22 protein-coding genes are annotated in these 20309 nt (G+C 69.4%); 6 read left to right on the top strand and 16 right to left on the bottom strand.

Going from position 1 to position 20309, the window contains the following annotated elements:
- Positions 1–89: 89 nt before the first annotated feature.
- On the bottom strand, positions 90–1505 hold the full coding sequence (locus HNR51_RS12030) for an aminotransferase-like domain-containing protein (protein ID WP_182555093.1): 1416 nt from the start codon (positions 1503–1505) through the stop codon (positions 90–92).
- Positions 1506–1625: 120 nt separating this feature from the next.
- Here HNR51_RS12030 and HNR51_RS12025 point away from each other — a divergent pair, with 120 nt between their 5' ends.
- Positions 1626–2516 carry a DMT family transporter gene (locus HNR51_RS12025; RefSeq protein WP_182555092.1) on the top strand — a complete coding sequence of 297 codons (891 nt, stop codon included), beginning with the start codon at positions 1626–1628 and terminating at the stop codon, positions 2514–2516.
- Between the two features lie 10 nt (positions 2517–2526).
- On the opposite strand, the gene HNR51_RS12020 is transcribed toward HNR51_RS12025, so the two are convergent.
- On the bottom strand, positions 2527–3261 hold the full coding sequence (locus HNR51_RS12020; protein ID WP_152278468.1) for a response regulator: 735 nt from the start codon (positions 3259–3261) through the stop codon (positions 2527–2529).
- 195 nt (positions 3262–3456) lie between these two features.
- Positions 3457–3987, bottom strand: coding sequence for a GNAT family N-acetyltransferase (locus HNR51_RS12015; RefSeq protein WP_182555091.1), 531 nt, complete (start codon positions 3985–3987; stop codon positions 3457–3459).
- Between the two features lie 177 nt (positions 3988–4164).
- On the opposite strand from HNR51_RS12015, the gene HNR51_RS12010 reads away from it, so the two are divergent.
- Positions 4165–4596 carry a DUF983 domain-containing protein gene (locus HNR51_RS12010; protein WP_012456433.1) on the top strand — a complete coding sequence of 144 codons (432 nt, stop codon included), beginning with the start codon at positions 4165–4167 and terminating at the stop codon, positions 4594–4596.
- Between the two features lie 76 nt (positions 4597–4672).
- Here HNR51_RS12010 and HNR51_RS12005 read toward each other — a convergent pair whose 3' ends face one another.
- Complete coding sequence (locus HNR51_RS12005; protein ID WP_012456434.1) at positions 4673–6412, bottom strand: L-lactate permease; 1740 nt, start codon at positions 6410–6412, stop codon at positions 4673–4675.
- A 304-nt stretch (positions 6413–6716) separates the two neighbouring features.
- On the opposite strand from HNR51_RS12005, the gene HNR51_RS12000 reads away from it, so the two are divergent.
- On the top strand, positions 6717–7640 hold the full coding sequence (locus HNR51_RS12000) for a manganese catalase family protein (RefSeq protein ID WP_012456435.1): 924 nt from the start codon (positions 6717–6719) through the stop codon (positions 7638–7640).
- Positions 7641–7692: 52 nt separating this feature from the next.
- On the opposite strand, the gene HNR51_RS11995 is transcribed toward HNR51_RS12000, so the two are convergent.
- From HNR51_RS11995 to yajC, 7 genes are all read right to left on the bottom strand, one after another.
- The gene (locus HNR51_RS11995; RefSeq protein WP_012456436.1) at positions 7693–8067 is read right to left on the bottom strand and encodes a helix-turn-helix domain-containing protein; all 375 of its coding nucleotides are present in this window, start codon (positions 8065–8067) and stop codon (positions 7693–7695) included.
- A gap of 21 nt (positions 8068–8088) precedes the next feature.
- Entirely contained in the window at positions 8089–8343 is a 255-nt protein-coding gene (locus HNR51_RS11990) for a type II toxin-antitoxin system RelE family toxin (protein WP_182555090.1), read from the bottom strand.
- An 89-nt stretch (positions 8344–8432) separates the two neighbouring features.
- Positions 8433–9329, bottom strand: a complete 897-nt coding sequence (locus HNR51_RS11985) for a phytoene/squalene synthase family protein (RefSeq protein ID WP_182555089.1) — start codon at positions 9327–9329, stop codon at positions 8433–8435.
- Positions 9330–9358: 29 nt separating this feature from the next.
- Positions 9359–9757: an Mth938-like domain-containing protein gene (locus tag HNR51_RS11980; protein ID WP_012456439.1), complete on the bottom strand. Its 399-nt coding sequence runs from the start codon at positions 9755–9757 to the stop codon at positions 9359–9361.
- A 118-nt stretch (positions 9758–9875) separates the two neighbouring features.
- Positions 9876–10820, bottom strand: a complete 945-nt coding sequence (gene secF, locus HNR51_RS11975; protein ID WP_012456440.1) for a protein translocase subunit SecF — start codon at positions 10818–10820, stop codon at positions 9876–9878.
- Between the two features lie 105 nt (positions 10821–10925).
- Positions 10926–12527 (bottom strand): protein translocase subunit SecD, encoded by a 1602-nt coding sequence (gene secD / locus HNR51_RS11970; RefSeq protein ID WP_012456441.1) that lies wholly within the window; start codon positions 12525–12527, stop codon positions 10926–10928.
- Positions 12528–12591: 64 nt separating this feature from the next.
- On the bottom strand, positions 12592–12924 hold the full coding sequence (gene yajC / locus HNR51_RS11965) for a preprotein translocase subunit YajC (protein WP_012456442.1): 333 nt from the start codon (positions 12922–12924) through the stop codon (positions 12592–12594).
- Between the two features lie 381 nt (positions 12925–13305).
- On the opposite strand from yajC, the gene HNR51_RS11960 reads away from it, so the two are divergent.
- Positions 13306–14184: an ATP-binding protein gene (locus tag HNR51_RS11960; protein ID WP_182555088.1), complete on the top strand. Its 879-nt coding sequence runs from the start codon at positions 13306–13308 to the stop codon at positions 14182–14184.
- Between the two features lie 150 nt (positions 14185–14334).
- Here the strand turns inward: HNR51_RS11960 and HNR51_RS11955 are convergent, their stop codons facing one another.
- The 4 genes from HNR51_RS11955 to serS form a co-directional block, all read right to left on the bottom strand.
- The gene (locus HNR51_RS11955; protein WP_182555087.1) at positions 14335–15675 is read right to left on the bottom strand and encodes a murein hydrolase activator EnvC family protein; all 1341 of its coding nucleotides are present in this window, start codon (positions 15673–15675) and stop codon (positions 14335–14337) included.
- 165 nt (positions 15676–15840) lie between these two features.
- Complete coding sequence (locus HNR51_RS11950; RefSeq protein WP_141953676.1) at positions 15841–16527, bottom strand: protein-L-isoaspartate O-methyltransferase family protein; 687 nt, start codon at positions 16525–16527, stop codon at positions 15841–15843.
- 36 nt (positions 16528–16563) lie between these two features.
- Complete coding sequence (surE, locus tag HNR51_RS11945; protein ID WP_141953678.1) at positions 16564–17328, bottom strand: 5'/3'-nucleotidase SurE; 765 nt, start codon at positions 17326–17328, stop codon at positions 16564–16566.
- The gene (gene serS, locus HNR51_RS11940) at positions 17328–18758 is read right to left on the bottom strand and encodes a serine--tRNA ligase (RefSeq protein ID WP_182555086.1); all 1431 of its coding nucleotides are present in this window, start codon (positions 18756–18758) and stop codon (positions 17328–17330) included. Before serS ends, surE begins: the two co-directional genes overlap by 1 nt.
- 505 nt (positions 18759–19263) lie before the next feature.
- Between serS and pqqA (HNR51_RS11935) the strand changes: the two genes are divergently transcribed.
- Together pqqA (HNR51_RS11935) and pqqA (HNR51_RS11930) are read left to right on the top strand one after the other, a co-directional pair.
- Positions 19264–19353 (top strand): pyrroloquinoline quinone precursor peptide PqqA, encoded by a 90-nt coding sequence (gene pqqA, locus HNR51_RS11935; RefSeq protein ID WP_015857429.1) that lies wholly within the window; start codon positions 19264–19266, stop codon positions 19351–19353.
- 72 nt (positions 19354–19425) lie between these two features.
- Complete coding sequence (gene pqqA, locus HNR51_RS11930; protein ID WP_015857429.1) at positions 19426–19515, top strand: pyrroloquinoline quinone precursor peptide PqqA; 90 nt, start codon at positions 19426–19428, stop codon at positions 19513–19515.
- A 251-nt stretch (positions 19516–19766) separates the two neighbouring features.
- Here the strand turns inward: pqqA (HNR51_RS11930) and ldtR are convergent, their stop codons facing one another.
- Positions 19767–20285, bottom strand: a complete 519-nt coding sequence (gene ldtR, locus HNR51_RS11925) for a transcriptional regulator LdtR (protein ID WP_012456448.1) — start codon at positions 20283–20285, stop codon at positions 19767–19769.
- Between the last annotated feature and the right edge of the window lie 24 nt (positions 20286–20309).

Genomic DNA, 20309 nt, shown 5'->3' with positions numbered 1-20309 from the left:
CTGCCGCAGCGAAGCGCGGGCCTCGAAGGAGCCTCCGGAGATCGCGCGCGTCCTGGAAGACCCTTCGGGGCCTGCTGACGCGGGCAACCTCAGGGTGAGGATGCGGGTGGGGTCTCCGAACCCGCCATCGCCCGCGCGAGCGCCTCGTAGACCCGCGGATCGGTCATCTGCGCCACGTTGAAGCGCATGAAGCCGGCGGCCGTCTGCGACACGCTGAAGACGTTGCCAGGGGCGAGCACGAGGCCTTCGCGCAGGCCCGCCCGGGCGAGCGCGGCGGCGTCGCAGCCCTCGGGCAGGCGGCACCAGAGGGTGAAGCCGCCGCGCGGCTCGATCCAGGGCGCGATCCCGAGCGCCTTCAGCCGCCCGCCCGCCTCCCGGCGCGCCCGCGACAGGCGGCGGCGCAGGGCGTCCAGATGCTTGCGGTAGCTGCCATCGGCGAGCGTGCCGGCGATCAGTTCGGCGGCGATCGGACTCGGACCGCCGAAACTCGTCGCGACCTGAAGATCCACCAGCGCCTCGATCCAGTCGGGCCGGGCCACGATGAAGCCGCAGCGGATCGAGGCCGAGAGCGTCTTCGAGAAGCTGCCGATGCGGATGACGCGGTTGAGGCCGTCGAGGGCGGCGAGCCGGGGTGAGGGCTCGGGCTCCAGGTCGGCGAAGATGTCGTCCTCGACGATGGTGAGGTCGTGGGCCGCCGCCAGCGTCAGGAGGCGGTGGGCGGTGCCGGGCGCGAGCGTCGCGCCGGTCGGATTGTGGAGCGCGGAATTGGTGACGTAGAGGCGCGGGCGATGCTCGGCGAGGGCCGCGGCGAAGGCCGTGAGATCGGGGCCGGCCGGTGTGTAGGGCACGCCGACGATCCGCACCGCGTGCACCCTGAGCAGGGCCTGGAAGTTGAAGTAGCAGGGATCGTCCACGAGCACCGTGTCGCCGGGCCGCAGGAGGAAGCGGCCGATCAGGTCGATGGCCTGCGTGCCGGAGGCCGCCAGCAGCACCTGATCGGCGCTGGCATCGATCCCCTCCCCCGCGAACCGGCGCACGAGGTGGCGGCGCAGGGAGAGCGCACCGCGCGCCGCCCCGTACTCGGTCAGCAAAGCGTCCCCGGTGCGGGCGAGGCCGCGCACCGCCCGGCGGATCGCCCCGTTCGGCATCCATTCCACCGGCAGCCAGCCGCAGCCCGGTTTGAGCATGTCCGGCCCGGCATCGAGGGATTGGCGCGAGACCCAGAGCGGGTCGATCGCCCGCTCCCGGCGCGGCTCCGCCTCGGTGAGTGCCAGCGGCGAGACCGCCCCCGCGACGTAGAAGCCGGAGCCCGGCCGCGCCCGGATCAGCCCCTCCGCCGCGAGCCGGTCGTAGGCCTCGACCACGGTCGAGGGCGAGACCCCCATCGTCGCGGCAAATCCCCGGATCGAGGGCAATCTCTCCCCCGGCATCAAGGCGCCGCCGGCGAGCTTCCGCCGGATCGCCGTCACCACCGCTCCGGTGCGTCCGCCCGCTTCATCCGTCATGTCACGACCGTCCAAGCGTATCGATCCGGTAGACCATACAGTTCGGATAAAACCGTACGGTACCGTTTCTGTCGCCGCCAGGGTCCGTCGGCTAGCGTCGGTGGGTTCAAGAGGCGAACGATGCAGGATCATCACACGAACGGACGGGGCGGGACGCGTTGGGACGGCTGGGGCCACGGTCTTGTCGGCGTGATCATCTTCAGCGGGTCGTTGCCGGCGACGCGGCTGGCCGTCGGCGGCTTCACGCCGCTGTTCCTGACGGCGTCCCGCGCCGTCATCGCCGCCGGACTCGGAGCGGCGCTGCTGGGCCTGCTCGGGCAGAAGCGGCCGGCGCGGGCGGATCTCCCCCCGCTCGCCGTGGTGGCGCTCGGGGTCGTCGTCGGGTTTCCCCTGCTGACGGCGCTGGCGCTGCGGCACATCACGTCGGCCCGCTCCATCGTCTTCATCGGCCTGTTGCCGCTCGCCACCGCCCTGTTCGCCGTCCTCGCGCCCGGCGCCGAGCGGCCGAAGCCCGCCTTCTGGCTGTTCTCGGGGGCGGGCAGCCTGCTGGTCGCGGGCTTCGCCCTGATGCGGAGCGAGGGGGCCGACCTCACCGGCGACGGGCTGATGCTGGGAGCGATCCTCCTGTGCGGCCTCGGCTATGCCGAGGGCGCGCGCCTGTCGCGCCGGCTCGGCGGCTGGCAGGTCATCTCCTGGGCGCTCCTGCTCGCGGCACCCGCCATGGCGGTGCTGGCTTTCGTCACGCTGCCCGAGACGTGGAGCGGGATCGGCCTGCCGGCCTGGGCCGGGCTCGGCTACGTCTCGGTGTTCAGCATGCTGGTCGGGTTCGTGTTCTGGTATCGCGGGCTGGCCCTCGGCGGCATTGCCGGCGTCGGGCAGCTCCAGCTGCTCCAGCCCTTCCTCGGCCTCGGGCTTGCCGGCCTGCTGCTGGGCGAGCCGGTCGAGGGCGCGATGGTCGCGGTCGCCGCCGGGGTGGTGGTCTGCGTCGCGGCGGCGAAGCGGTTCGCGTGAGATGCGCGGCTCAGAAGCCTCCGCCCGCCTGATCGAAGTCGAGATAGGCGGTCTCGATCACGATCTGCGTGCGGCTGATGACTTCGAGCTTGCGCAGGATCTCGGAGACGTGCGCCTTCACCGTCGAGTCGCCGACCTGCAGCTCGTAGGCGATCTGCTTGTTGAGCTTGCCCTGGCGGATCATGCCGAGCACCCGCATCTGCTGCGGGGTCAGGCGGGCGACCCGCTCGGCGATGGGCGCCTTGTCGCCGCCCCGCGCCGGGGCCGGGGCGGTGGCGAGATCGGGCGGCATGAACAGGGCGCCGCCGAGCACCTCGGAGATCGCCCGGGTCAGGGTCGCCTTGTCGACGGCCTTCGGCACGAAGCCCGCCGCGCCGTGGCGCAGGGCCTCCCCCATGATGCGCGGCTCGGTGACGCCGGAGACGATCAGGATCGGCACCCGGGGGAAGCGCGCGCGGATCGTGTCGAGCCCCTCGAAGCCGGTCACGCCCTGCATCGAGAGGTCGAGCAGCGTCAGGTCGATGGCGGAGTCCCGGCTCAGGATCTCGCAGGCCGCGCCGATGCCGTCCGCCTCGTGCAGCTCGGCCTTGGGGAAGGCCAGGGCGATGGCGCTCGCCAGCGCCTCGCGGAACAGGGGGTGGTCATCGACGACGAGGAGGCGCAAGGCGCTCTCGCCGGCCAGGGGGACCGCCCCTCCGGAGCCGTGTCCGAAATCCGATACTGCGCAGGCCGTCATCGCGATCATGCCTTCCGGCGGGCCGGCACGGTCCGGAGCGTCGCCATGGCCGAAGACCGGCCAGCGCCTTTCGGGACGATGCTCTCGCCCAGTGCCCTCTCGTCGACCTGCTTAGGACATTTCGCGTGCCGCCGCTGCCCGGACTTTCGTCCAGTCCGCGCCTCCCGTGCGACGGCGGTGGACGAGGGGCTCGCGCGGCGGGCGTCACGCCCCTTCGTGGACGAGCTGGCGGCGGCCGGGGCGGTGTCCCTCCGAGCCGGTCTCGCGAAAGCCGAGCTTGTGCAGCAGGCCCCAGGAGGCGACGTTGCCGGGCCGGCATTCGGCCACGATCGCCCGGCGGGGGAAGCGGCGGCGCAGCAGGCCGAGGATGGCGGAGACCGCCTCCGTCCCGAAGCCGCGCCCGCGGGCCGCGCCGCCGATCCAGTAGCCGATCTCGACCGCCCCCTCCCCCCGCAGATGCGTGCCGACGACGCCGACGAGCGCCGTGGCGTCGTCGCGGCTCCAGGCTCCGAGGAAGCGGTCGCGCCCGTGGCGGCCGGAGGCGATCAGCGCCTCGGCATCCGCCAGGGTGAAGGGCGTGGCGAGGAAATCGACGGCGCCGGTGATCGCCGGATCGTCGGTGAGCCTGCGCAGAGCCGGCGCGTCCTCCGCGCCGAGCGGCGTGATCGTCAGGCGCGCGGTCTCGAGACCGGGCAGGTCGATCAGGCTATCGCGGCGGGCGCGTCGGAAGAACATTTTCGCGGGATGATGTGGCGCGCGTGACAGAGTGAACGCGCCGGGGCCGCCGTTTAATCCCTCGCGCCTGGAAAAAATCCCGGCTCGAAAAAATCCGCCCGATCCCGCATGGGTGGCGTGCGGGGGCCTTCGCGAACCAACGCAGCGGGGCGCCGGTTGCCCCGCCAGGAGACCGTGATGACCGATACGCGTGACGAGACCCGGTACGAGCCTCAGGCGCCGCTCGCCGTGGCGGCGCGCAGCGCCTGCCCGCGCTGCGGCCGGGGTCACCTGTTCAAGGGATTTCTGAACATCGCCCCGCGTTGCGACGTGTGCGGGCTCGACTTCTCCTTCGCCGACCCCGCCGACGGTCCCGCCTTCTTCGTGATGATGACGACGGCGGTTCCGGCGGTCGCCTTCGGCCTGTGGCTGGAGCTGACCTACGACCCGCCGCTCTGGCTCCACTTCGTCCTGACCCTGCCCGTGGTGCTGATCACCTGCACCCTGCCCTTGCGCTTCTTCAAGGGCTGGCTGGTGGCGAGCCAATACGTCCACAAGGCCGAGGAGGGGCGCCTCGCCCGGCCGGTCGCGCCGCCGCCCGCGGAGCCGGACGCGCCCGGCCGGCGCTGAGGCGAGAGGATAAAAAAAAGCCCGCCCCGGTCTCCCGGGGCGGGCTTTTTTGTTGGGCGGGGATCGATCCGGCCGGTCAGTGCGCGGCGGGCGCCGTGGCGGCCGGATGGATCACCATCTCGGTGAACGGGTAGACGTAGGCCTGGAGCATCACGAGGCCGCCGACGAGGCAGGCCAGCACGATCGAGTGCCAGAACACGAAGCGCAGGATCTTGCTCTCCTGGCCGAAATAGCCCGTTGCCGTCGAGGCCACGACGATCGACTGGGCGTCGATCATCTTGCCCATCACGCCGCCGGACGAGTTGGCCGAGGCCATCAGCACGCCGGACAGGCCGAGCTGCTCCGAGGTGATCCGCTGCAGGCCGCCGAACAGCACGTTGGAGGCGGTGTCCGAACCCGTGAGCGCGACGCCGAGCCAGCCGAGCAGGGTGCCGAAGAACGGGTAGAGGATGCCCGTGCCGGCAAAGGCCAGACCGAGCGTCGCGTCGACGCCGGCGTAGCGGGTGAGCACGCCCAGCGCGAGCATCGCCGCGATGGTGATGAGCGAGTAGCGCAGCACCCAGATCGTCTCGAAATAGGCGGTCACGAGACGCACCGGCGAGAAGCGCATGATCAGGCCGGAGATGATCGCGGCAAACAGCACGCCCGTGCCGGTGTAGGACATGTAGGTGAAGGCGAAGATCGCCGGCTCGGCCTTCGGCGCGGCCTCCACCGGCGGCACCTTCATGATCATGTTGTGCAGGCCCGGAATCTCGTACTTCCAGGTGAAGAGCGGGTTCACGATCCCCTTGAACCAGCCGGTGCCCCAGACCGCCACGATCACCGAAAGGATGATCCACGGCACCCAGGCCATAATCAGCTCGCTCGTCGAGGCGGAGCGGCCGGTGAGGTTCACCTTCGGCAGGTCGCTCGGCACGCCGGCGCCGAGGGAGGCCGGCCGCGGCTCGCCGTAGCCGATCGACGGGTCATGGCCGCGCAGGGCCGGCGAGGACCAGACCTGCGACGGACGCCACACCTTGAGGAAGGCGACGAGCGCGGCCATCGATACGAGCGAGGCGCCGATATCGACGATCCAGGGGTTGATGTAGTTCGAGATCAGGAACTGGGCGAGCGCGAACGAGACGCCGCACACCGCGATCGGCGGCCAGATCGCCAGCATGCCGCGGAAGCCCGCGAACACCCAGATCAGCCAGAACGGCACGATCACCGAGAAGAACGGCAACTGGCGGCCGATCATCGCGCCGAGCACGTAGGGATCGTAGCCCGTCACCGAGGCGAGGCCCTGGACGGGCGCGCCGAGGGCGCCGTAGGCCACGGGGGCGGTGTTGGCGATGAGCGAGAGGCCGGAGGCGGCCAGCGGCGAGAAGCCGAGGCCGATCAGGATGGCGCCGGTGACGGCTACCGGGGTGCCGAAGCCGCCCGCACCCTCGAAGAAGGCGCCGAAGGCGAAGGCCACCAGCAGGAGCTGGATGCGCCGGTCCTCGGTGATGCCGGCCACCGATTGCTGGAGGATCGCGAACCACCCCTTCTCCACCGTCAGGCGGTAGAGGAAGATGACGTTGAGGATGATCCAGCCGATCGGGAACATGCCCGTGACCATGCCCAGGATCGTCGCGCGGACCGCGAGATCGACCGGCATGGTGAAGGCGACCGTCGCCACGAGGAAGGCGATGACGAGGGCGAGGACCGCGGCGATATGCGCTTTCACCTTGCCGCTCGCGATCATCCCCAGCAGGGCGATCACCGGCAGCGAGGCCATGAAAGTCGAGAGCCATTGGTTCCCGAATGGATCGTAGACCTGATTCCAGGGTGTCACGGGCCGTGCCCTCCTCCCACGTCCCGATCTTACGCCGGGACCTTCTGGCAGAGGGTGCTAGCAGAGCCGTTAGATCCGCTCAACGCACGTCATCATGTATTCAATCCAGTCCCCGGAAGAAGTTCGGCCGGGTGACGTTTTTTCGACACGACCTGTGGTGGGGCCCGATCGCGACGTTTGTCACACCGGTGTGAGCGCTGGCGCGGATCGGCCCGGGAACCCGGCTGGTGACCACCGGTTCCCGCTGGACGCCCTGGAGTGCTTCCCTGGCGATTCCCGAACGCAGCGAGAGGAACTTCCTCCCATGTTCATGCGCGTCGACAAGCTACAGGCCGAGCTTCCCGCCCCCAAACGCAGGGATCCGAACGCGGCCGCCGCGCTGCAGGAGCTGCTGGGCGGCAAATACGGCGAGATGTCCACGCTCGGGAACTACATGTTCCAGAGTTTCAACTTCCGCAGCAAGGACAAGCTCAAGCCGTTCTACAGCCTTGTCTCCAGCATCACGGCGGAGGAACTCGGCCATGTCGAGCTCGTGAGCAACGGCGTGGCCATGCTCAACAACGGGCCCGACAACGACGGCGACACGACCGACGGGGGCGACATCTCGGGTGCGCCGTTCGAGGACATGAAGGACATCCGGCTCGCTGCGGCCTTCCTCTCGAACGGCGGCGGCTCGGCGCCGATCAACAGCAACGGCGCCTCGTGGAACAACGACTTCATCACCTCGACGGGCAACGTCGTCGTCGATCTCCTGCACAACTTCCACCTCGAATGCGGCGCGCGGCTGCACAAGCTGCGGGTCTACGAGACCCTGTCCGACCCGACCGGCCGCGAGGTCTGCGGCTACCTGCTGGTGCGCGGATCGGTCCACGCCCACGCCTACGCGCTGGCGCTCAAGCAGATCACCGGCGTCGATCTCGACAAGTTCCTGCCGACGCCGAACATCAACCTCGACAAGATTCCCGAGTGCCAGAAGTATCTGCAGGAGGGCTCGCACCGCCGGCTCTACACCTGGAGCCCGAACGATTATCGCGAGATCGCCGGGATCTGGAACAGCGGCGAGCATGCGCTGCCGGGCGATCCGCCGGGTGAGCTCGAGGTCGTCGAGGGCATGCCCGACGGCGGCAAGATCCACCAGCTCACCGGCATCCCCTCGGCTTTCGCGCCGGACTACGCGCCGGAGGAGATGTTCGAGATCGCCCAGAAGCTGACGAAGAAGGCGCGCTGAGGCGGCCGAGGCAGTCGGCGGCGCTGCCGCCGGCTGCAAGCTCGGTTGGGACTCAGCCGGCGAGATCGTCCAGGGAAACGCCCAGGGCCGCGGCAAGCTTGCTGTAGGTTTCCACCGTGCCTTCCCGAGCCCCGGTCTCGATCTGTGACAGGTAAGCCTGTGCGAGACCTGCCTGCTTCGCCAGCGCGGCTCCAGTCAGGCCCCGGTGCTCGCGCCAGACACGGACACGATTCTCGCCGGAGACGAGACGCTCCACGACGGAAGCCGGGATCAGCTCCTCCTCGCCCGCGGCGAGCTTGCGACGGAACTCCGCCACGGCGGTGCGGTCGGCGTTGTCTTCGGCCGCTGCCACCAGCGCTTCGAAGTCTGCCTCGGGCACCAGCACGAGACGCTCGCCGCCGGGGGTGATGATGATCCGCGTGTTCATGGTCGTGGTCTCCCTCGCCGGTCAGTCGTAGGCGTCACCCCGTGGTGCGATCTTGATGACGGCAACCACGGTGCCTTCCTCGGTGAAGAGCACGCGCCACTCTCCGACCCGCAGACGCAGGACGCCGGGCTCGCCTCGAAGCGCTTTCACGTTATTGGCGAGTGACTCGGGTTTGGCCGCGTATTGCTCGATCTTGAGGCGGATCTTCCGCGACACATCCGTGGGAAGTCGGATCAAAGCCCTCAAGGCAGCTTTGCTGTAGACGACTTCAGCCATGTGCATTCAATAGCAAAATGCTATAGAATAGCAATCCGCTATTGAGTGTGATCGCATAAATCCGGTGGTCCTGGCTCGGGTCCGCTTCTTCACCGCCCCGTGCGCGCCGCCCGCCACAGACGCCACAGGCGGCGCCAGCGGGGGATCTCGATCACGCTGTTGAGCGGGTCGTAGCCGGACCGCTCCATCGCCGCGAGATAGGGCTCGACCAACGCCGTCGGCAGGAAGGCGGGCCGGGCCGCCGGGGCGATGGTGGCACGGGCCGCCTCGCAGGCGGCGAGGTGGCGCCGGGCCAGCGCCCGCAATTCGGCGCAGGTGCGCACGAGTCCGGGCCCGCCGCGGCCCGAGACGATGTCCTCGCGGGTGACGCCGTTCTGGCGCAGCAGGTCGCCGGGCAGGTAGACCTGCCCCTGGCGCGCATGCCAGGGCAGGGCCCGCAACAGGCCGGTGATGCCGTAGGCGACGCCCGCATGGCCGGCGGCCGCCGCGCCGCCGGGTTCGGCGCCGTCGGCGAGGACGAGGCCGGAGAGGCGGATCAGCGAGGAGGCGGTCTCGCCGCAATAGCCCTCGAGATCGTTCACCCGCGGCATCGGATCGTCGTAGAGGTCGAAGACGCGGGCGTCGATCAGATCGACGAAGGGCTGGCGCCCGAGGCGGCGGGTGACGATGGCGTCCTCCAGGGCCGCGGCGACGGGGTTGGCCCGCACATCGCCCCGCGCCTCCCCTTGGAGCGCATCGCGCCACCATTGCAGGCGGATCTCGCCGGCCATCGAGTTCGAGGCGGCCTCGCGGACGCGGGCGATGCTGAGGCTGAAGGCGGCGAGCGCGAACAGGTGCGGCCGGAAGGCCGCCGGCGCGAACAACGTCGCGAAGTAGCGGTCGGGATCGCCCTCGCGCACCAGCTCCTCGCAATGCCGGAAGGCGAAGGCGAGCCCGCCCTGGCCGGCCTCGGGGCTCGTCTCGGTTCGGGTCTCGGGGCGCGTCATGGAGCGGGGCTCATGCGGCGTTCTTGAGCTCACGGGACGGCGAGCAGCGCGGCCGCGACCTTGCGGTTCTCGGCCATCAGGATGTTGTAGGTGCGCGCGGCCGCCCCCGTCTGCATCGTATCGAGCCCGATGCCCGCGGCCTTGAGGCGCTGGCGCAGGATTTCGGGCAGGAACACGATCTCGGCGCCGGTGCCGATGAGGAGCAGTTCGATCCCCTCGGCCTCGGCCAGGACGGGCGCGAGGCTCGGCCCGTCGATGGCGGACGGCGCGCTCACCTCCCAGGCGCGCACGCCGGAGGGCAGGAGCAGGATCGAGCCGCGGTGGGACATCTGCCCGAAGCGGAAGCCGCCATTGCCGTAGGCGTCGATCCCGTGGCGGCCGGGCAGGAAGCCGTCGTGGATCTGCCCGGGAATGCGTCCCTCGCTCACGCCGCGCCTCCCCTCATCCCGTACCGGAGGATGTCGGACGTGCAGGCCCCCATCTCAACCGCCGCGGCGGCGAAAACCGTCCCGGACCGGTGCTGCGCGCTCCGCCGCACGCCGCGCCCTACTCGGCCGCCTGCGGCAGGCCGGACTCGCGCTGCGACGCCTTCGCCCCCGACAGGCGCAGGCCGATATAGATCAGCGCCGGGGTCGAGACGAAGATCGCCGAGTAAGTGCAGATCACCACGCCGCACAGCATCACCACGGCAAACCCCTTGATCGCCTCGCCGCCGAACAGCACCAGCGCCACGAGCGACAGGGTGGTCGAGAGCGAGGTCATCACCGTGCGCGACATGGTGGAGTTGATCGAGAGGTTGAGGAGCTCGACCACCGGGATCGTCTTGTAGCGGCGCATCAGCTCGCGGGTACGGTCGAACACCACCACGGTCTCGTTGAGCGAGTAGCCGACGATGGTCAGGATCGCGGCGATCGAGGTCATGTTGAACTCGATGCGGGTGACGATGAACACGCCGACGGTGAGCACGATGTCGTGCAGGGTGCCGACGATGGCGCCGAGGGCCAGCTCCCGCTCGAAGCGGAACCACAGGTAGAGCAGAACCGCGAGCACCGAGAGCACGACGCCGATCGTGCCGGACTGCACCAATTCGCCCGAGACGCGCGGTCCCACGGTCTCGGTGCGGCGAAAATCGTAGCCCGCGTCGAAGGCGGCGTGCGCCTTCTGCATCACCGCGGTCTGGCCCTGCTCGCCGGCCTGGAGCGGGAAGCGCACCAGCACCTGCCCCTCGCCGCCGAGTTCCTGCACCTCGGTCTCGCCGAAGCCGAAGCCGTTGGCGGTGTGGCGGATCTCGGCGACATCCGCGGTCCGGCCGGGCTTGGCCTGAAGCTCGACCAGGGTGCCGCCCTTGAAGTCGATGCCGTAGTTGAGCCCGACGGTGATGAACAGCACCAGGGTCACGACCGACAGCACCGCCGAGAGCGGGAAGGTGACACGCCGGAACCGCATGAAGTCGAAATGCGATTCGTCGGGCCAGAGGCGGAGCAGGCGCATGGTCGGTCTCGGATCATGAAGGCCAGCGCGCGGGCCTTGAGTCTTGCGAAGCGGTGTCGCGGCCCGCGTCGCGCGGGCCGCCTCAGGTCCCCGGGCGGGGTACGATCAGAACGGCAGGGCCTTGGGCCTGAACCAAGTGTACCACAGCGCGATCATCATGCGCGTCAGCGTCACGGCGGTGATGACCGTGGTGAGGATGCCGAGGATGAACACCACGGCGAAGCCCTTCACCGGGCCGGAGCCCATGAAGAACAGCAGCAACGCGGCGATCGCCATGGTCGAGTTCGAATCGATGATGGTGGCGAATGCCCGGTCGAAGCCGGCCTGGAGCGCCGAGACCAGGGAGCGGCCCGAGCGGGCCTCCTCGCGCATGCGCTCGTAGATCAGCACGTTCGAATCGACCGCGGTGCCGATGGTGAGCACGATGCCGGCGATGCCCGGCAGGGTCATGGTCGCCTCCAGCACCGACATCAGCCCGAGGATCAGGCCCACATGCACGATGAGGGCGATGTTGGCGATGAAGCCGAAGACGCCGTAGGTCGCGAACATGAAGATGATGACGAGGGCGGCGGCCACCAGAGTCGCCTTCTCGCCGGCCTCGATCGAGTCGCGGCCGAGGCCGGGGCCGACGACGCGGCGCTCGACCACCGTGAGCTTGGCCGGCAGTGCGCCCGCCCGCAGCAGCACCGAGAGGTCGTTGGCGTCCTTGACGGTGAAGTTGCCGGTAATCTGGCCCGAGCCGCCGGTGATCGCCGAGCGGATCACCGGGGCCGACTGGATCACGTTGTCGAGCACGATCGCCATGCGCCGGCCGACATTCTCCGAGGTCGCCTGACCGAAGCGCTGGGCGCCGCGCAGGTTGAACTTGAAGCTCACCATCGGCTCGTGGGTCTGCGGGTCGAAGGCGGGCTGGGCGTCGGTGAGATCGCTGCCGTCGGCCATGACGCGGCGCTCGACCGGCACCTTGGCGCCGCCCTCGTCCTTCGAGGGCAGCAGGTCGACGTCGCCGGAGGGCGAATCGGCCAGCATGCGGAATTCGAGCTTGGCGGTCTTGCCGAGCTGGTCCTCCAGCTCCTGCGGGTTCTGCAGCCCCGGCACCTGAACGAGGATGCGGTCCGAGCCCTGCTGCTGGATCGACGGCTCCTTGGTGCCGCCGAAATCGATGCGCTTGCGCACGACCTCGATCGCCTGGCTGACCGCGCGGCGGGTGCGGTCGTTGATGCCGGCGTCGGTCAGGACGAGCTGGATCGTGCCGTTCTCGGCCTCGTTGACCGTGAGGGTCTGGCCGCCGGCGGCCAGCGGGTTGTTGATCGGCTGCGCGAGTTCGCGCAGCTTCGGCATCACCTTGGCGCGGGCCGCCGCATCGGGGATGCGCAGCTCGACCCCGCGGTTGATCACGCGGATGCCGCCCTCGGGCGAGACGGAGGCCTCGCGCAGGATGCGGCGCACATCGTCGCGCAGACCCGTGACCATCGAGCGGACGAGGTCGGGCTGGTCGATCTCAAGCAGGATCTGCGAGCCGCCCTGCAGGTCGAGGCCGAGCACGATCGCACGGCTCGGGATGATCCAGCTCGGGAACCACGACGGCAGCGAGGCCATGAAGGCCTTGCGGCTATCGGCCGGGATGAAGCTCGGCACCGCGAGGCTGAGGCCGATCAGGATGACGGCGAGCGTCGCGACGATCTTGGTTCTCGAGAAGCGCAGCATCCGCCCGGTTCCGATTTTTGGTCATTGGTGCCGATGATGGACGACCGGCACGTCTGTCGCGCCTTCAGGAGGCTTTGACCGGGGCGCCCTTGACGCGGACCTCGGAGATCATCGAGCGCACCACCTTCACGCGCACGTTCGGGGCGATCTCGACCTCGATCTCGGAGGCCTCGTCCGCCACCTTGGTGACCCGGCCGACGAGGCCGCCATTGGTCACGATGGTGTCCTCGCGCCGGACGTTCTTGACCATGCTCTGGTGATCCTTGAGCCGGCGCTGCTGCGGGCGCAGGATCAGGAAGTACATGATCACGAAGATCAGGACGAAGGGCACGAATTGCAACGCGACTTCCGCGCCGCTTCCGGCACCGGCTCCTTGCGCGAAGGCGGGAGTGATCAACGCGGCAAACTCCTGGTCGAGGGCATGGGCTCGTGAGGCCCGGCGGCGCCGGAGCCTTGCGACGACGACCCTGCCGAAAAGCGCGCGGACTATAGCGACGGGCGACTCGAAAGCAACGGCAGGGCGATGCGTTCACAGGCAATCGCTCGAAGAGCGATCGCACCGCGTATCGGGCGCGACGAGTGCCCGGCGCAGCGGGGCTCGGCCCGGCCGAGGCCTCGAGCGGAGCGAAAGTCGGGGCCGCGGCGGCGGCCGCCGGCATCTGAAGACGAAGAGAAGTCAGGCTGCACGGCCGCGATTCCCCTTTCATCCCGCCTCGGCCTAAAAGGCGCCACCTCAACGAGGGCCCACCGCCCTCCCCCGCAACCGGACCCGCCCATCATGGCCGCAGAGCCGACGCCCGCCGACCTTCTCCCGCTCCTGGAGCGGATCGCCGCAGCCCTGGAGCGCGCCGCTCCGCCCGCCGTCCCGAAGGTGGACACGAGCGCCGCCGACGCCTTCCTGTGGGGACCCGAGCGCCGGCTGATCCCGGTGCCGCGGGTCAACCGGGTCGAGATCGGCATCCTCACCGGCATCGACCGGGCCCGCGATACCCTGGTGGAGAACACCAAGCGCTTCGCCCGCGGACTGCCCGCCAACAACGCCCTGCTCTGGGGCGCGCGCGGCATGGGCAAGTCTTCGCTGGTCAAGGCGGCCCATGCCGAGATCAACGCCCGGCGCCCCGAGGGCGCGCTGCCGATGAAGCTCGTGGAAATCCACCGCGAGGACATCGAGGCTCTCCCTGAGCTGATGAGCCTGCTGCGCAACGACCCGCACCGCTGGCTGGTCTTCTGCGACGACCTCTCGTTCGATGCCGACGACACCTCCTACAAGTCGCTCAAGACGGCGCTCGACGGCGGCATCGAGGGGCGGCCCGGCAACGTGCTGTTCTACGCCACCTCGAACCGGCGCCACCTGCTCGCCCGCGAGATGGTCGAGAACGAGCGTTCCACCGCGATCAATCCCGGCGAGGCGGTGGAGGAGAAGGTCTCCCTCTCCGACCGCTTCGGCCTCTGGCTCGGCTTCCACAAATGCAGCCAGGACGAATATCTGGCGATGATTTCCGCCTATGTGGAGCGCTACGGCCTGACGATGGCTCCGGATCGGGTGCGGGCCGAGGCGCTCGAATGGGCCACCACCCGCGGCTCGCGCTCCGGGCGCACGGCGTTCCAGTTCATCCAGGATCTGGCCGGGCGCCTCGGGCAGCGGCTCGACGGGTAGTTCGGGCTCCCGTGCATCCCCTCACCGCGCGCGGGAGAGAGGCGGGAGAGGGGCAAGCCGCCTGAACCGAAGGGGATCGAACGAAAAAGGGCGGCTCCGTGAGGAGCCGCCCTTCGTCTGCAGGTCTTTGTCTGCGGGTCTTTGGAAAAATCAGCCGCCGAGATGGGGCATCGGATCGACCGGGGTCGCGCCCTTGCGGATCTCGAAGTGGAGCTGGGGCGAGGTCACGTTGCCGGTGGCGCCGGATTTGGCGATGGTCTGGCCGCGCTTCACCTTCTCGCCGGGGCGCACGTCCAGCTCGCCGTTATGGGCGTAGGCCGAGACGTAGCCGTTGTTGTGCCGCACCAGCACCAGCTTGCCGTAGCCCTTCACGTCTGAGCCGGCATAGGCCACCGTGCCGTCCTCGGCCGCCTTGACCGGCGTGCCCTCGGGCACGGCGATGTTGATGCCCTCGTTGCCGCCGGAGCCGTAGCCGTTGATGATGCGGCCCTTGGCCGGCCAGCGGAACGATTCCGCCGGGGCCTGCGGGGCCGCCGCCGGGATCGGGGCGGAGGCATCGGCGCTCGCGACCTTCACGGGCGCGGCTTCCTTCGCGGGCGCCTTGGCAGCTTCCTTGGCGGCTTCCTTGCTCTCCTTGGCGGCGGCCTTCGCGGCGGCTTCCGCGGCGCGGGCCTCGGCGAGCTTCTTGGCGGCGTCCGCCTTGGCCTGCCGGGCGTCGGCCTCGGCCTTGCGGGCGGCCTCCGCCTTCGCCGCGTCCTTCGGATCGGGCTTGGTCTCGACCTTCGTGTCGGCCTTGGCGAGCTTCTCGGTCCCCTTCTGGCCCGGGCGCGGATGCTTGGCGGCGTCCGCCGCCTTCTTCGCCTCCGCGGCCTTGGCCTCGGCGAGCTTCTTCGAATGCGCCGCCTTCTCCGCGGCCTTGGCTTCCGCCGCCTTGGCCTCGGCGATCTTGGCGGCGGCGGCCTGGCGCTCGGCGTCGCGGCGGGCCTCGGCCGCCTTCGCGGCGGCGGCCTCGGCGGCGCGCTTCTCCGCAGCCTTATCGACAGGCTTGCCGAACTGGAGCTTGGGCTGAGGCGCCGGGGCGGAGGCGCGCGGCGTCATCGCGCGGCCCGAATCCGGGTTCAGGCCGGAGACGCTGCTCGCCATTCCACCGGAGATCGGCTCGGCCGTGGCGACGCGGGTCGCGGTCCGGGCCGGGGCGGCGCTGATCGCGCCGGGCCGCGGCGACAGGGCCGGGCCGGGAGCGGGCAGCGCCTGCGACTGGATGCGCGGGGTGCGGATCGCCGGGGCCGGCGCCATCTCGCCCTCCGCGCCCCCGTCCGGCAGGCTGCCGGTGGCCGAGGGTTCGCCGGTCAGCGCGGCGAACGGGTTGGTGAAGGGATCGCCGAGGCGCGAAGCGTCCGACGAGCAGGCGGCGGTCCCGCCGCCGATCATTCCGATGAGGGCGAAGCGCGACAGCGTCCTCAAGCCCAGAACTTTCCCCCGAACCGGCATCGACGCACCCGTTTGAACACTGACGCAACGTGATGCGCTATTCAAACGGGATTCAGGTTAAGCAACCGTTCCCGAGATCGATATGCAGAACGGTTTCGCGTGGGTTCCGTAAAGGTTGAGGCGTCGTAACCACGGGGCCGATCCCGTCTTCGATCGCACGCACCGCTACGGCGCGAGGGCGCGACCGGGCGTCAGCGGACCGAGGCGCAGGGCCGCCCCTTCCGTGCGGGCGTAGGCTGCCGCGCCGTCGCGGGTCAGCGTCACCAGCCGGCTCCCCCGCCCGGTCCATTGGCCCGCCACCAGCCGGCCGCCGGATCTGAGGACGGCGGGAAGGTGCGGCGGCAGCGCGGCGAGGCTGCCGTTGACGAGGATGCGGTCGTAGCTGCCGCCCCGCACGATCTCGGGGGCGAGCCCGTCGGTGGTCTCGACGGCGGCGGCATCGAAGTCGCGCCCGAGATGGCTCCGCGCGGCGCGGGCAAGGCCGTCGTAGCGCTCCAGGCTGCGCACATGGGCGGCGCCCAGCTGCACCAGCAGGGCGGTGACGTAGCCCGTGCCCGTGCCGACCTCCAGCACCCGCGCGCCGGGGGCGATGTCGAGGGCGCCGAGCATGGCCGCGACGATGCTCGGCGCGGTCATGGTCTGGCCGCAGGCGAGCGGCAGGGCGATGTCGCGCCTTGCATGCGCGCGCAGGGCGGGCGGGGCGAAGCGCTCCCGCGGCACCCGCTCCATCGCCCGCAGCACGGCGGTGTCGCGCACGCCCCGCTCGCGCAGGGCCAGAACGAAGGCGGCGTTGCCGGTCGCCGCGGCGAGCCCGTCCGCCACCCCGTCGGGATCGCCGGTCTCAGACGGCATGGCGCCCTAATCGGCCGCCGGATCGGCCGCCGCCGCTCACGCCCGGAACGCCGCGGCGAAGCGGGTCAGTTCCGGCTCGTCGGTGAGGTCGAGCCGCAGCGGCGTCACCGCGATGCGGTTCTCGGCGATGGCCTTGAGATCGGTGCCGTTGCCGGGCTCGAACCGCGCCTTGGCGAAGGCGAGCCAGAAATAGGGGTTGCCGCGCCCGTCGTGGCGGGCATCGATCTGCAGCAGCGCCTGGTTGCGCTGGCCCTGCGCCGACACCGCCACGCCCTGCACCTCCTCCGGCTCGCAATCCGGGAAGTTGACGTTGACGAGGATGCCCGGCTCGATCCCGATCTCCAGGATCTTGCGGATCACCGCGGCGCCGTGCGCGGCGGCGCAGGACCATTTCAGGTTGGCCCGCCCGCCCGCGCCATAGGCTTGGCTCAGCGCGATCGCCCGGATGCCGAGGATCGTACCCTCCATGGCGCCGGCGATGGTGCCGGAATAGGTCACGTCCTCGGCGACGTTCTGGCCGCGGTTGACCCCCGACAGCACCAGATCCGGCCGATGGTCCTTGAGGATGTGCGACACCCCCATGATCACGCAGTCGGAAGGCGTGCCCTTCACGGCGAACCGTTTCTCGGAGACCTGCCGCAGGCGCAGGGGATCGTTCAGCGAGAGCGAGTGCGAGACGCCGGACTGGTCGTATTCGGGGGCGACCACCCAGACGTCGTCGCTGAGTTCGCGGGCGATCCCCTCCAGCGTCTCCAGGCCCGGCGCGTGGATGCCGTCGTCGTTGGTGACCAGGATGCGCATCAGGTGTTCGGTCCCTCGATCCGGTTCAGGCCGCCCATGTAGGGCTGGAGCACCGACGGAATCGTGACGCTGCCGTCGGGGTTCTGGTAGTTTTCCATCACGGCGATCAGGGCGCGGCCGACCGCGACGCCCGAGCCGTTGAGGGTGTGGACGAAGCCGACCCCCCTGCCCTCCTTGGCCCGGTAGCGCGCATTCATCCGCCGCGCCTGGAACTCGCCGCAGACCGAGCAGGACGAGATCTCGCGATAGGTCTGCTGGCCCGGCACCCAGACCTCGATGTCGTAGGTCTTCTGGGAGGCAAAGCCCATGTCGCCGGTGCAGAGCGTCATGACGCGGTAGGTCAGGTCGAGCTTTTGCAGCACGGCCTCGGCGCAGGCGAGCATCCGCTCGTGCTCTTCCGCGGATTTTTCCGGCGCGGTGATCGAGACGAGCTCGACCTTGTTGAACTGGTGCTGGCGCAGCATGCCGCGGGTGTCGCGCCCCGCCGCCCCGGCCTCGGCGCGGAAGCAGGGGGTGAGCGCGGTGAAGCGCAGGGGCAACTCGTCCTCGGCCAGGATGTTTTCGCGCACGAGGTTGGTGAGCGGCACTTCGGCCGTGGGAACGAGCCAGCGGCGATTATATTTTAGTACTATTTCTCGCACGCCGCGTTGTTCATTTTCTTCCAAAGCTTTGGATATGCTTCCGCCATTGCTGTCCACTGGGTCAAGCGAGTTGAGATATTTGAGTGCGTCGGCTACGCCTCTCTCAATTTCGAGGGTGTTTCCGGCAAAAAACTGATCATCTTCAAATTTCGGTAGTTGCGCTGTGCCGAACATCGCCTCATCCCGAACGAGAATCGGCGGCGCGACCTCCAAATAACCGTGCTCGCCCGTGTGCAGGTCGAGCATGAACTGGCCGAGCGCCCGCTCCAGCCGGGCGAGCTGGCCCTTGAGCACGACGAAGCGCGAGCCGGAGAGCTTCGCGGCGGCCTCGAAATCCATCAGGCCGGTGGCCTCGCCCAGCTCGAAATGCTGGCGGCCTTGCGCCAAGCGCTCGCGGGAGGAATCGAAGCGGCGGTACTCGACATTGCCGTGCTCGTCGGCGCCGAGGGGGACGTCGGCCTTCGGCCGGTTCGGGATCGCAGCGAGGCGCTCGTCGAGGACCTTGGCCGCCTGCGCCTGCGCCGCGTCCAGGCCCGGCGCCTCTTCCTTGAGGCGGGCGACCTCGGCCATCAGCTCGGCGGCGCGGGCCTCGTCCTTCGCCTTCTTGGCGGCGCCGATCTCCTTCGACAGGGCGTTGCGCCGCTCCTGCGCCGCCTGCGCCGCCGAGACCGCGCCCTTGCGCGCATCGTCGAGGGCGATCAGCTCGGCGCTGAGCGGCGAGAGGCCGCGGCGTTCGAGGTCGCGGTCGAAGGCCTCCGGATTCTCGCGGATGGCGCGGATGTCGTGCATTTCGGGGCTCTTGAAGCTCTAAGGCGCGCGAGGGCCCCGCTTTGCCGCATCGCCCCCCGCATCACAAGAGTGGGCGGGACGGTGCGCGCCGGCGCTCGGCCACGATATGGATGCGCCGCCTGTCCCAGTTGGACCAGGCGACGGGGGCGCAACGCGGCGGATTCCCGATAAATCGGTTCGGGAAAAAGAGGCAATCAGAGGGGAAAACTCTCCCGGCGCGTCCGCTTGTGGATCAGGCCGGCCGGCACCATATCACTGAAGCCTCAGCATTTTTCCCGCGCGACCGGCAGAAAGGTGCCGCTCACCGGCGCCAGCGTGGCCGTTTCTGAGAGCTCTCTATGAGAAATATAAGTGTAGGGTCCGCTTGAATTGCGCCCAACGGATTGTCTATATCAAGGGCGTCGAACACGAGGGGCCCGGTAATCGAAACGGCCACCACCTCCGTTCGAGGTGGGTCGGTTGTGAGACCGTCCTTCGTCTTCAAACTGTCATCAGGAGACACGCCATGAAGTGGTCTGCCCCCGTCGTTGCCGAGATCTGCGTCGGCATGGAAGTCACCTCCTACGAGTCCGCCGAGATCGACACCTTCAACTAAGAAGGCGTCACCGGTCGGGATGCACTTTCCTGCCGGTTCCGGTATCCAATCTTTGTCATCAGGAGAAACGTCATGAAGTGGTCCGCTCCCGTCGTTGCCGAGATCTGCGTCGGCATGGAAGTCACCTCCTACGAGTCCGCTGAGATCGACACCTTCAACTAAGAAGGCTGTCGCCGGACTCGATCCGGTGAGACCAAGGGCGTCACCCGACCAGGGTGGCGCCCTTTTCGTGTGCGGGGCGCAGCGAAAAGCAGAAGGGCCGGCGGGTTCGCGAACCCTCCGGCCCTTCTGCTTTTTTCAGTGCGTCGATGCGCGGCTCAGAGCCGGTAGCGGATGGGGTCGGTCCAGAAGCGCGCACAAGTCCGGTGTTCCGGACTTGTGTCACTCTTGAGCGAATCTGAGCGCTTCCGCTCTTAGAGCCGGTAGCGGATCTGGTCGGTCCAGAAGCGCTCGAGGCGGGACAGCGCGAGGTTGAGGCGGCCGAAATCGTCCTCGGAGATGCCGCCGATCGGCTGGATCGTGCGGGCATGCTTGTCGTAGAGGCCCTGGATCAGGTCGTGGATCTCGCGGCCCTTCGGCGTCAGGCTGATGCGCACCGAGCGCCGGTCGGTCTTGGAGCGGGCATGGTGCAGGAAGCCGGCCTCGACGAGCTTCTTGACGTTGTAGGACACGTTCGAGCCGAGATAGTAGCCCTTGGAGCGCAGCTCGCTGGCGGTGAGCTCCTTGTCGCCGATGTTGTAGAGCAGCAGCGCCTGGACGCTGTTGACGTCCTCCCGGCCGCGCCGGTCGAACTCGTCCTTGATGACGTCGAGCAGGCGGCGGTGCAGCCGCTCCACGAGGTGCAGCGCCTCGAGATAGGAGCCGGCGGCGCCCTGGGCCTCGGGAGCGGCGTCGGTGGTCTTGAGGGCGGTGTTGGCGGCCTTCGTGCTCATCGTGGTGCCTTCCTGTCGGTTCGT

The sequence above is a fragment of the Methylorubrum thiocyanatum genome, assembly GCA_014138645.1.
In the GTDB taxonomy this organism is placed as follows: Bacteria; Pseudomonadota; Alphaproteobacteria; order Rhizobiales; family Beijerinckiaceae; genus Methylobacterium; species Methylobacterium thiocyanatum.
Note: the sequence above shows the minus strand (reverse complement) of the source record. Positions and strands in the feature narration are given on the sequence as shown.